The following is a 10,581-nucleotide window of genomic DNA, read 5'->3' as shown; positions in this document are numbered from 1 at the left end:
TCGGCCGCAGCGGCCTGTACGACGTCACGATCACCCGTGGCGATGAGGTGATCGCGGAGTTCCGTGGTCGCACCCGTGTCATTCGCGAGTCCCAGCCCGGTTCGGACGGAGCGATGGTGACATGAGTCGGCAGCCCGAAGCGATCGAATCCGCTTCCGCCGACGAGGTTGCCGAGGTCGCGCTGGACCGGTTGACGAAGTCGGTGCGGCACACCCACGAGCGCGTGGCGCCGTATCGCAAGGCGTGTGAGGCCGCGGGGGTGCACCCGGATGGCCTGCGCTCCCTGGATGACCTGGCTGGCTTCCCGTTCACCACCAAGGCGGACCTGCGCGCCGACCAGCCCTTCGGCCGGTTCGCGGTGCCGCGCGAAGAACTGGCCCGCATTCACGCCTCCAGCGGCACCACCGGGCTGGCCACCGTGGTCGGGTACACGGCGGCCGACCTGGACATGTGGGCCGGGTTGATGGCCCGCGGTATGCGGGCGGCCGGTGCCCGGCCGGGTATGACCGTGCACATCGCCTACGGGTACGGGTTGTTCACCGGCGGGCTGGGTGCGCACGCCGGTGCCGAGGCGTTGGGCTGCGCCGTGGTGCCCGCCTCCAGTGGTCAGACGGAGCGTCAGATCAAGCTGATCCAGGACCTGCGGCCCGAGGTCATCATGGTCACCCCGTCCTACCTGTTGGCGATGGCCGATGAGATGGACCGGCTCGGTGTGGACCCGGCGAGCACCTCGCTGCGGGTGGGCATACTCGGCGCGGAGCCGTGGACGCAGGCCATGCGCACCGAGATCGAGACCCGCTTCGGGATGGACGCGGTGGACATCTACGGGCTGTCCGAGGTGCTCGGGCCGGGCGTGGCGATCGAGTGTGTGGACACCAAGGACGGGCTGCACATCTGGGAGGACCATTTCCGTCCGGAGATCATCGAGCCGGCCACCGGGGAGGTGCTGCCGGACGGCACCGCCGGGGAGTTGGTGCTGACCTCGCTGACCAAGCAGGCCTTCCCGGTGATCCGCTACCGCACCGGTGACCTGACCCGGTTGCTGCCCGGCACCGCACGGCCCGGCCACCGGCGCATCGAACGGATCACCGGCCGCGCCGACGACATGATGATCATTCGCGGGGCCAACGTGTACCCGTCGCAGATCGAGCAGGTGGTGCTCAAGGTCGGCCTGGCCCCGCACTTCGTGTGCGTGCTGCGTCGCCCGGTCCGGCTGGATGAACTCACCGTGCGCGCGGAGTGCCGGGCCGGCGTGGACGCCGCGGAACGCGAGCGGTTGGCTCAGTTGCTCAGCGCGGGGCTGCTCGAGGAGCTGGGTCTGCGCGCCGACATCGAGATCGTCGAGTCCGGCACGCTGGAACGTTCGGTGGGTAAGGCCAAACGGGTCCTCGACGAACGCGGCCTGTCATGAGCCGCCTCCACCCACCGGGCGTCCGCCCGACCGTGAGCTATAGCTCACTGTTCGGCGGACGCCTCACCGAGATGGTGCGCCAATGAGCGAGCCCGCGGTCGCCCGGCCGCGTTACGACGCGGAGTCGCTGCTCGCGGTCGCCGCGCAGGTGTTCACCGAGCGTGGCTACGACGCCACCGGCATGGAGCATTTGGCCAAGGCCGCGGGTATCACGAAGTCGTCGTTCTACCACCACGTCAGCGGTAAGGAAGAGTTGCTGCGCCGCTCGTTGGATCGGGCGCTGGACGGGCTGTTCGGGGTGCTCGAGGCGGCCGACACCGGGCCCGCCGTCGCGCGACTGGAGCAGTTGCTGCGCGCCGCGGTGCAGGTGCTCGCCGAGGAACAGCCGCACGTGACGCTGTTGCTGCGGGTGCGCGGGAACACCGACGTGGAACGCGCGGCGCTGGCCCGCCGCCGCGAGTTCGACCGCCGGGTCGCCGACCTGGTACGGCAGGCGGCCGCGGACGGCGACCTGCGCTCCGACATCGACCCCGACCTCGCCGCCCGGCTGCTGTTCGGCACGGTGAACTCGCTGATCGAGTGGTACATCCCGGGTGGTCGGTTGACCCCGGACAACATCGGCGACGCCGTGGTCGCGCTGACTCTGGACGGACTGCGCACCTCGTTGTGACGGGCCGGTGGACGGGCCGGTAGAAAGGGGTCATGGCGAACACGGCGTTGATCACCGGGGGCATCGGCGGGCTCGGTGGGGCGGTGACCGACGCATTCGTCAAGGCGGGCTGGCGGGTGGTAGTGCCGGTGCTGCCCGAACTGATGGAGTCCGCGTCCGCACCCGGCGCGGAACTGATCGCGGCTGACCTGACCGACGTCGCCTCGGTGGCCGAGGCGGTGGTGCTCGCCGCCGCGGATCCGGCCCAACCCCTGGGCGCCGTGGTGAACCTGGTTGGCGGCTACGCGGCCGGTGGGAGAGTGCACGAGACCTCGATCAAGGACTTCGAGGCCCAGCTCACGTTGAACCTGCGGCCCACCTACCTGGTCACCGCCGCGGGATTGCCGCATCTGTTGGCGAGTGGCGGGGGAGCGGTGGTGTGCGTGTCCAGCCGCGCCGCCGAGCAGCCATTCTCCGGGGCCGCGGGCTACATCACCGGCAAGGCGGCGGTGTCCGCCTTCGTCGACGCGCTCAACGCCGAGTACCGGCAGGACAACATCCGGGTCAACGCAGTGCTGCCCTCGGTGATCGACACCCCGGCCAACCGCGCTGCCATGCCGGACGCGGACTGGACCCGCTGGGTGGCGCCCGCGGAAATCGCCGCGGTGATCCTGCACCTGTGCGGCGAGGAGTCCCGGGCCGTGACCGGCACCAAGGTCCGCGTCTACGGCCGCGCCTGACCCGACCCCCCGCAACATCGCCGGACGAGGATGGGGTGTCAGGCGGGGTCGGGGCCGTCCACGTTGACGGTGGGGATGCCGGTGCCGGCCCGCGCGATGACCGCGGAACTGACCCCGTCGGTCGGGTTGGATTCGCGGTGCACGGCGTGCGGCGGCACGTGGATGAAGTCGCCGACCTCGGCCCGCACGGTGGTGGCCCCGCCGGGCCCGAAGTCCAGCTGCATGGCGCCCTCGACCACGTACAGGCTGGTGTCGTGCTCGCCGTGGTGGTGCCAGCCCGAGATCGCCCCCGGCTGCGTGTGCACCACACCCGCCCACAGGCCGGGCGACTGGAAGGCGTTGCGCCGCCGCATCCCCGGCGTCGGGTCGGCCTCGACGAAGTCGTCGGGTCGGATCACCTGGACGGGATCGTGCACGGCGCCACCTCCGCGGTCGGGGTTCCGCAGCCTACGCGCGGGCGGAACTGTCGGTCCCCGCCGCCAGGGTGCGACGATGGATGGAAAGGTGGTGCGGCTGTGTCTGTCATGTCCGAGATCGAGACCCATCGGGGCGCCTGGACCGAGGAAGCCTTTCTCGCGCTGCCGGAGGACCATCGGCGGATCGAGTTGCTCGACGGTGCCCTGCTGATGAGTCCGTCGCCGACCGACCGTCATCAGCGCTTGTCATTGCTGTTGGCCATGGTGCTGGAACGCGCTCACCCGCCCGGTACGCGAGTACTGCAGGCCGTCGATGTGCGGGTAGGTCGCGATCGGATCCTGGTTCCCGACATCGTAGTGGTGACGAAGCCGCTCACCGAGGTCAAGGTGTTCGATGCGAGCGACGTCCTGCTCGCGCTGGAGATCGTCAGCCCCGGCAGCGTCGCCGCCGACCGGGCAATCAAACCGCCCCTGTACGCACAGGCCGGGATTCCGTTGTACGTCCGCGTCGAGCAGGGCGGTCCAGTGGCGCACACCTTCGGCCTGAGCACTGACCGTTACCTGCTGACCTCGTCAGGTGCGGTTCTCGATCTTCCAGACCCATTCGGCGTCGCAGTTGATCTCGCGGCACTGGTGGCTGCTGACGAGGCCGACTGACCAGCAGCGACCGACGTCCGCGCCCGCTCGGTCATTTATCAGCGTGAACACCCTGAAGGTGCACCTGTCGTACATCATGAGAGGTTGCGGGATCAGCCGCGGAGTTTGTAGTCCTCCAGTAACCGCCGGCCGATGATCATGCGTTGGATGTCGGCGGTGCCCTCGCCGATGAGCAGCATGGGGGCTTCGCGGTAGAGCCGCTCGATCTCGTACTCCTTGGAGAACCCGTAGCCGCCGTGGATGCGGAAGGAGTCCTCCACCACCTGGTGGCAGTACTCCGAGGCGAGGTACTTGGCCATGCCGGCCTCGAGGTCGTTGCGCTGGCCGGAGTCCTTCTTGCGCGCGGCCATCGTCATCATCTGGTGCGCGGATTCGACCTTGCAGGCCATGTCGGCCAGGCGGAACATCACGGCCTGGTGCTCGGCGATCTTCTTGCCGAACGTCTCGCGTTGTTGGGCGTAAGCCACACCGAGTTCGAAGGCGCGGATGGCGACGCCGCAGCCGCGGGCGGCGACGTTGACCCGTCCGACCTCGACGCCGTCCATCATTTGGTAGAAACCGCGGCCCCGACCCGCGGCGCCACCGAGCACCTGGGCCTGCGGAATGCGGAAGTCGTCGAAGACCATCTCGGTGGTGTCGACGCCCTTGTAGCCCATCTTCTCGATCTTGCCGGGCACCATCAGGCCCTTGGCGACCTCACCGAAGCCGGGCTCCTTGTCCACCAGCAGCACGGTCATGTTCTTGTAGACCGACTCCGCGCCCTCGTCGGTCTTCACCAGCACCGCGACCAGGTTCGACGAGCCGCCGTTGGTGAGCCACATCTTCGCGCCGTTGACGACGAAGTCGTCGCCGTCCGGCTTGGCCTTGGTGGTGATTGCCGAGACGTCGGACCCGCAGCCGGGTTCGGACATGGAGAACGCACCGCGCACCTGGCCCTCGGCCATCTGCGGCAGGTAGTGCTGCTTCTGCTCGTCGGTGCCGTGCTGCATGAGCATGTAGGCGAGGATGAAGTGGGTGTTGATGATGCCCGAGACGCTCATCCACCCCCGCGCGATCTGCTCGACCACCAGCGCGTAGGTGAGCAGCGATTCCCCGAGGCCGCCGTACTCCTCCGGGATGGTCAGCCCGAACAGGCCGAGTTCCTTCATCCCGTCGACGATCTTCGTCGGGTACTCGTCGGCGTGCTCGAGGGCCTGCGCGTTCGGGATGATTTCCTTCTCCACGAAATCACGCACCGTGCGCAGGATCTCCTCCTGCACGTCGGTGAGGTTCTCGGTTTGCGCGAGTCGGCCCATCGGTGGCTGCTCCTGTCCCGGAATTGACGTGACCCCGAGGTTACCTTTCGGTCGGTCAGCCGAAGACGGCGGTGGCGGTCATCGCGCCGGATGAATCGCCGGTGGCCGCCGCGAGCTCCGCGGTGACCCCGGAGCCGGTGTCCCGCGGGCTACCGTGCACCAGGATCTTGTGCTTGCAGTACGCGGTGTTGCGCGCCCGGAAGGCAAGCTGAGTCAGCGTCAGTTCCGGGGCGTACCGACGGGGCAGCTCCAGGCACAGGATGGCCAGCAGCGGACCGTGCACGATCAGGTCCGGGTAGTGCTCCACCCTGGCCACGTAGTCCTGGTCGTAGTGGATGCGGTGGGAGTTGTAGGTCAGCGCGCTGAACCGGAACAGGGTCACCGGGTCGGGCTGGAACGGCAACTGCCACACGCTGTCCACCGGTGGCGGCGCCGCGGTGCTCGGATTCTGCGGCGGGCGGGCCGGATCCCCGCAGCGGTACATGATGTTCTTGTCCTCCACGGCCAGCAGCACGCCGCCCGCGGTGAACATGTCCCGCACGGTCACGAACATCATTTCTCCGGTGCTGCCCTGCTTGACCGCCACGTTCGTCACCGTGGACACCCGGGTGACCTCCTGGCCGACCCGGAACGGGGCGTGCTGGATCAGGTGCCCACCGGCGAACATGCGCCGGCGGTCCGGGATCGGCGGCAGGAAGGTGCCCTGCAACGGGTGCCCGTCCGGACCCACCTCGGACTTCGTGGGCCGGTCCAACAGGTGCAGCCAGTGCCACAGCGGCGGCAGCGGGTCACCTTCCCCGCGCACCGGCACCGGCTGGTCCAGCAGACCCGCGAACGTTGCGGTGGGGGTGATGTCGATGCGTTCGTACTGCGCGATGGTTTCCGGACGCCACTGCGCGGCGATGTCCCGCAGCGAGGGGGATTCCGCGGTGTTGCTGGGCCGTTCGATGGTGGCGCTCACTCAGCCTCCCGGCTGCGGACCGACCGCGGCGCCGGCCGCGAACAGGTCCGCGATCTGTGCTTCGGTACACCCCGCGACGTTGCGGAGCACCTCCTCGGTGTGTTGCCCCAACGCGGGCGCGACCACCGGACGACGGTCGGTGCCCGCGAAGTTCAACGGGTTGCCCGGTGCCAGGTACGGGCCCACGCCGGGTTGGTCGAGGACGGACATCATCGGGTTGTCGACCGCGGCGGCGACGGCCTCGTGAAATGTGCGGTAGGTGGACCAGAGCACCGAGGTGGACGCGAGCCCGGCGGCGACCTCGGCGTGCGGACGTCCGCTGAACCACGGACGCAGCAACCCGACCAGTACGTCGCGGTGGGTGTAGCGGCCACCGTCGGTGGAGAAGTCCGCCTTCAGCGCGGCCTCGACCGCGTCCACCGCCTCGGTCATCCCCGTCAACGCGACCAAATCCTTGAAATGGCGCGGGGTCAACGCGACCACCATCACCCGCTTGCCGTCCGCGGTGGCGAAGTCGTGCGCGAAGCCACCGAACAGGTGGTTGCCGATGCGCTCCCGCGTCGCGCCCAACTCGGCCTCGGCGAGCATGCCCAGATTGCCCGCGGTGGCCAACGCCACATCGCCCAACGCGGCGGTCACGTACGAACCCTCGCCGGTCAGCCGCCGGTGCCGCTCGGCGGCGACGATGGCCAGCGCCGCGTAGAGCCCGCAGGCCACATCCCAGGCGGGCAGCACGTGGTTGACCGCGCCGGCCAGCTCCTCCGGACCGGTGATCAACGGGAAGCCGAGTTCGGCATTGACGGTGTAGTCCACCGCCGGCGAGCCGTCCGCCCGGCCGGTCAGCTCCACCACGATGACGTCGGAACGTAGCCCCGCCAACGTCTGGTAGGACGTGAACCCGCGCCCTGCCTGGTTGGTGAGCAGGATTCCGCCGCCCTCGCCGGGCGCAGTGATCAACTGCTGTAGCGCCTGCTGCCCGCCCGGATTGCGGGTGTCCAGGATCACCGAGCGCTTGCCCTTGTTCAGCCCCGTCCAGTACAGCGACGTACCTGACTGCGCCAGCGGCCAGCGGCGGGTGTCCGGGGCGCCGCCCACCGGGTCGATCCGGATCACCTCGGCGCCCAGCTGAGCCAACGTCATGCCGCCCAACGGAGAGGCCACGAACGAGGAGACCTCGATCACCCGCAGACCGCTCAGCGGTCCGGTAACACCCATCGGTCGGGGTCCTCCTCAGGTGCCGGCGGGGGTACTGGCACCGTATCGGGTGGGCTGGTGAGCAAACGGGCCGTCGACGATGGGATGGAACACAGTGCACGCGCTGGACGAGGTGGAGACCGCGGTCCTGGAGACCGTCCGCGACTTCGTCGACAAAGACGTGCGCCCGGTGGTGCACGACCTGGAGAAGTCCAACACCTACCCGGACAAGCTCATCGAGACGATGAAGGCGATCGGCGTGTTCGGGTTGGCGATCCCCGAACCATGGGGTGAGGCCCCGGTGTCCACCCCGTGCTTCGCGCTGGTCACCGCCGAACTGGCGCGCGGCTGGATGAGCCTGGCGGGTGCTGTGGGCTCGCACACCGTGGTGGCCACGCTCATCAAGAAGTTCGGCACCCCGGAGCAGAAGGACCACTGGCTGCCCCGGATGGCCACCGGTGAGGTACGCGCCGCGATGGCGTTGACCGAACCGAGCGGCGGCTCGGACCTGCAGGCGTTGCGCACCACCGCGCGCAAGATCGACGGCGGCTACCGGGTGACCGGGACCAAGACCTGGATCAGCAACGCGCGGCGGGCCGGGGTGATCGCGGTGCTGTGCCGCACCGACCCGAGCGCGGACCCGCCGCACACCGGCATGAGCATCCTGCTCGCCGAGCACGGCCCGGGGCTGACCGTGTCCAAGGACCTGGGCAAGCTCGGCTATAAGGGTGTGGAGAGCTGCGAACTGGTGCTCGATGAGCACGAGGTGCCCGACGCGGGCCTGCTCGGCGGCGCGGCGGGCAAGGGGTTCGGCCAGTTCATGCAGGGCCTGGAGGTGGGTCGCATTCAGGTGGCCTCCCGCGCGCTGGGGGTGGGTCGGGCCGCGTTTGACGACGCGTTCCGCTACGCGCAGGACCGTGAGGCGTTCGGCAAGCCGATCTGGCAGCACCAGTCGATCGGCAACTATCTGGCCGACATGGCCACCAAGCTGACCGCGGCGCGGGAGCTGATCCTGCATGCCGCGCAGCGGTACGACTCGGGGCTGCGCAGCGACGTGGAGGCGGGCATGGCCAAGCTGTTCGCCTCCGAGGTCGCACTGGAGGTGGCCACCGATGCCGTGCGCATCCACGGTGGGTACGGCTACTCCACCGAGTTCGATGTGGAGCGCTACTTCCGCGATGCCCCGTTGATGATCGTCGGCGAGGGCACCAACGAGATCCAACGTGATGTGATCATCCGTCAGTTAATGCGCCGTGGGGGACTGGATTGAACGAGGACGAGGAGTTCTATCCGCAGTACCGCTTCCGCATCCCGGAGGGGGCCTGCGACCTGTTGTTGGTACGGCACGGGGAATCCGCGGCGATGCCCGCGGACGATTTCCCGACGACCGCCACCGGTCAGGCCGACCCGGAGCTCTCCCCGACGGGTCGGGAGCAGGCGGTGTTGGTCTCCGCCCGGCTGGCCAAGGCGGGCCTGGACGCGCTCTACGTCTCCTCGCTGCGCCGCACCCAGCAGACCGTCGCGCCGCTGATCGACCAGGTCGGCCTGAAGCCAACCATCGATCCGGACCTGCGGGAGGTCCAGCTCGGCGAGTGGGAGGGCGGGGAGTTCCGCCGCCTGGCGAACGCCAAGGACCCGCGCATGATGCGGATGCTGCGCAACGGCAGTTGGTCGGAGGTACCCGGCGGGGAAGGCGCGGATGTGTTCGCCGCGCGGGTGCGCGGCGCCATCGGTCGGATCGCGGCCGAGCACCCGAATCAGCGGGTCGCGGTGATCTGCCACGGCGGGGTGATCGGACAGATCATCGCGTTGGCCAGTGGCTGCTCGACGTTGGCCTTCATGGGCAGCGACAACTCCTCGATCAGTCAGGTGATCGTGCACGGCGACCACTGGATCGTGCGCCGGTTCAATGACACCGAGCACCTCTCGCCCGCGTTCACCACCTCAGCGCCACCACCGCAATGATTGTCGGACTGGTGCTGGCGGCCGGGTCGGGCAGCCGACTCGGCATGCCCAAGGCGCTCGTCGAGTTGCACGGCGAGCGGCTGGTGGACCGCGCGGTGCGCACGCTGCGCGCGGGCGGCTGCGCGGACATCACCGTGGTGTTGGGCGCGGCCGAGGTCGAGGTGCCCGGCGCGACCGTGGTGCACAACCCGGACTGGGCCACCGGCATGGGCTCCTCGCTGCGGGTCGGGCTGGCGGCGCTGCCCGACGACGCCGGCGCGGTGGTCATCTCGCTGGTGGACCAGCCGCAGATCGGCCCGGACGTGGTGGCCCGGTTGATCGCCGCGCACGTCGCCGGGGCCGCGGTGGCGGTGGCCACCTACGCCGGTAAGCGACGCAACCCGGCGCTGTTCGCCCGCTCCACCTGGGCCGATGCGGCCGCGACGGCGGTGGGCGACCAGGGCGCGCGCGGGTATTTCAGCGCGCACCCCGAGACGGTCACCGCGGTCCCCTGCGACGACCTGGGTGACCCGGTGGATATCGACACCCCGGCCGACCTGGCCCGTTTTACCGACGAAAAGGGCGCGGAATGAAATGGAACGGGCGCCCGGAACGTTGTTGGGCTTGATACCGATCCGGACGTAGGGTCGCGCCAGACGTTCGCAGCCGAGGAGAACCCGCATGAGCCAGACGGCCACCATCAACCCGAGTTCCCTGCTCTCCCGGGTGGGCAGCGACCCCAAGGTGCGCCTGCTGGACGTGCGCAGCCCCGGCGAGTTCGCCGCCGGTCACATCCCCGGCTCGCACAACATCCCGCTGGGCGACCTGCCCACCTACACCGGCGCGCTGGTCAGCGGCGTGGCCGCCGACCTGGTCATCGTCTGCCAGTCCGGCGGCCGGGCCCAGCTCGCCGCGGACGAGCTGTCCGCGGCCGGTCACGACCGGGTGACGGTCCTAGACGGCGGCATGAACGCCTGGGAGCAGGTCGGCGGGGACGTCAACGGCGGCGGCTCGTCCTGGACCATCGAGCGTCAGGTGCGCCTGGTCGCCGGGTCCATCGTGCTCACCGGCATCCTCGCCAGCCTCAAATACCCGAAGGCCAAGTTCCTCTCCGGTGCCATCGGCGGCGGCCTGACTTTCGCGGCGCTGTCCAACACCTGCCTGATGGGCAGCATGCTCTCCAAGCTGCCGCACAACCGCGCCGCCGCCGCCGACGCAGAGGCCGCGGTCGCCGCGCTGACCAGCTGAGGCAGCCGGCCCCCGGCTTTGGCACGGGGCCCAGCGGCGAGTCAAAATGGCGGGAGTCCCGAAAGG

At 69.5% G+C, this 10,581-nt stretch carries 12 protein-coding genes; 8 read left to right on the top strand and 4 right to left on the bottom strand.

The window, feature by feature from the left end; all coding sequences use genetic code 11:
- Positions 1-121 precede the first annotated feature (121 nt).
- From VGJ14_05165 to VGJ14_05155, 3 genes are all read left to right on the top strand, one after another.
- Positions 122-1,411, top strand: a complete 1,290-nt coding sequence (locus tag VGJ14_05165) for an AMP-binding protein (GenBank protein ID HEY2831794.1) — start codon at positions 122-124, stop codon at positions 1,409-1,411.
- 82 nt (positions 1,412-1,493) lie between these two features.
- Entirely contained in the window at positions 1,494-2,081 is a 588-nt protein-coding gene (locus tag VGJ14_05160; protein ID HEY2831793.1) for a TetR/AcrR family transcriptional regulator, read from the top strand.
- A 32-nt stretch (positions 2,082-2,113) separates the two neighbouring features.
- Positions 2,114-2,800 carry an SDR family NAD(P)-dependent oxidoreductase gene (locus tag VGJ14_05155; GenBank protein ID HEY2831792.1) on the top strand — a complete coding sequence of 229 codons (687 nt, stop codon included), beginning with the start codon at positions 2,114-2,116 and terminating at the stop codon, positions 2,798-2,800.
- 38 nt (positions 2,801-2,838) lie between these two features.
- Here VGJ14_05155 and VGJ14_05150 read toward each other — a convergent pair whose 3' ends face one another.
- A complete protein-coding gene (locus tag VGJ14_05150) occupies positions 2,839-3,216 on the bottom strand; it encodes a cupin domain-containing protein (GenBank protein HEY2831791.1) in 378 nt (125 codons plus the stop codon).
- A 108-nt stretch (positions 3,217-3,324) separates the two neighbouring features.
- On the opposite strand from VGJ14_05150, the gene VGJ14_05145 reads away from it, so the two are divergent.
- Positions 3,325-3,873 (top strand): Uma2 family endonuclease, encoded by a 549-nt coding sequence (locus tag VGJ14_05145; GenBank protein ID HEY2831790.1) that lies wholly within the window; start codon positions 3,325-3,327, stop codon positions 3,871-3,873.
- Between the two features lie 92 nt (positions 3,874-3,965).
- Here the strand turns inward: VGJ14_05145 and VGJ14_05140 are convergent, their stop codons facing one another.
- The 3 genes from VGJ14_05140 to VGJ14_05130 are packed head-to-tail and all read right to left on the bottom strand — an operon-like array spanning position 3,966 to position 7,344.
- Positions 3,966-5,168 carry an acyl-CoA dehydrogenase family protein gene (locus VGJ14_05140; protein ID HEY2831789.1) on the bottom strand — a complete coding sequence of 401 codons (1,203 nt, stop codon included), beginning with the start codon at positions 5,166-5,168 and terminating at the stop codon, positions 3,966-3,968.
- A 55-nt stretch (positions 5,169-5,223) separates the two neighbouring features.
- Entirely contained in the window at positions 5,224-6,129 is a 906-nt protein-coding gene (locus VGJ14_05135) for a MaoC family dehydratase N-terminal domain-containing protein (GenBank protein HEY2831788.1), read from the bottom strand.
- Positions 6,130-7,344 carry a CoA transferase gene (locus VGJ14_05130; GenBank protein ID HEY2831787.1) on the bottom strand — a complete coding sequence of 405 codons (1,215 nt, stop codon included), beginning with the start codon at positions 7,342-7,344 and terminating at the stop codon, positions 6,130-6,132. It lies immediately after the preceding gene.
- Between the two features lie 79 nt (positions 7,345-7,423).
- On the opposite strand from VGJ14_05130, the gene VGJ14_05125 reads away from it, so the two are divergent.
- The 4 genes from VGJ14_05125 (at position 7,424) to VGJ14_05110 (ending at position 10,515) form a co-directional block, all read left to right on the top strand.
- Entirely contained in the window at positions 7,424-8,593 is a 1,170-nt protein-coding gene (locus VGJ14_05125; protein ID HEY2831786.1) for an acyl-CoA dehydrogenase family protein, read from the top strand.
- Entirely contained in the window at positions 8,590-9,288 is a 699-nt protein-coding gene (locus tag VGJ14_05120; protein ID HEY2831785.1) for a histidine phosphatase family protein, read from the top strand. Before VGJ14_05125 ends, VGJ14_05120 begins: the two co-directional genes overlap by 4 nt.
- Complete coding sequence (locus VGJ14_05115) at positions 9,285-9,860, top strand: nucleotidyltransferase family protein (protein HEY2831784.1); 576 nt, start codon at positions 9,285-9,287, stop codon at positions 9,858-9,860. Before VGJ14_05120 ends, VGJ14_05115 begins: the two co-directional genes overlap by 4 nt.
- Before the next feature lie 88 nt (positions 9,861-9,948).
- A complete protein-coding gene (locus tag VGJ14_05110) occupies positions 9,949-10,515 on the top strand; it encodes a rhodanese-like domain-containing protein (protein ID HEY2831783.1) in 567 nt (188 codons plus the stop codon).
- The last annotated feature ends 66 nt before the right edge of the window (positions 10,516-10,581 follow it).

Source organism: Sporichthyaceae bacterium (assembly GCA_036493475.1).
Classification (GTDB): Bacteria; Actinomycetota; Actinomycetes; order Sporichthyales; family Sporichthyaceae; genus DASQPJ01.
The sequence above is the reverse complement of the archived record's forward strand: the minus strand, read 5'-3'. Positions and strand labels throughout refer to the sequence as shown.

What these genes read in the sequence shown, in the direction of transcription:
- VGJ14_05155 (HEY2831792.1), top strand. Translation starts at nt 2,114, where the DNA reads ATGGCGAACACGGCGTTGATCACCGGGGGCATCGGCGGGCTCGGTGGG.
- VGJ14_05110 (HEY2831783.1), top strand. Translation starts at nt 9,949, where the DNA reads ATGAGCCAGACGGCCACCATCAACCCGAGTTCCCTGCTCTCCCGGGTG.
- VGJ14_05115 (HEY2831784.1), top strand. Translation starts at nt 9,285, where the DNA reads ATGATTGTCGGACTGGTGCTGGCGGCCGGGTCGGGCAGCCGACTCGGC.
- VGJ14_05125 (HEY2831786.1), top strand. Translation starts at nt 7,424, where the DNA reads ATGGGATGGAACACAGTGCACGCGCTGGACGAGGTGGAGACCGCGGTC.
- VGJ14_05145 (HEY2831790.1), top strand. Translation starts at nt 3,325, where the DNA reads ATGTCCGAGATCGAGACCCATCGGGGCGCCTGGACCGAGGAAGCCTTT.
- VGJ14_05160 (HEY2831793.1), top strand. Translation starts at nt 1,494, where the DNA reads ATGAGCGAGCCCGCGGTCGCCCGGCCGCGTTACGACGCGGAGTCGCTG.
- VGJ14_05140 (HEY2831789.1), bottom strand. Translation starts at nt 5,168, where the DNA reads ATGGGCCGACTCGCGCAAACCGAGAACCTCACCGACGTGCAGGAGGAG.
- VGJ14_05130 (HEY2831787.1), bottom strand. Translation starts at nt 7,344, where the DNA reads ATGGGTGTTACCGGACCGCTGAGCGGTCTGCGGGTGATCGAGGTCTCC.
- VGJ14_05165 (HEY2831794.1), top strand. Translation starts at nt 122, where the DNA reads ATGAGTCGGCAGCCCGAAGCGATCGAATCCGCTTCCGCCGACGAGGTT.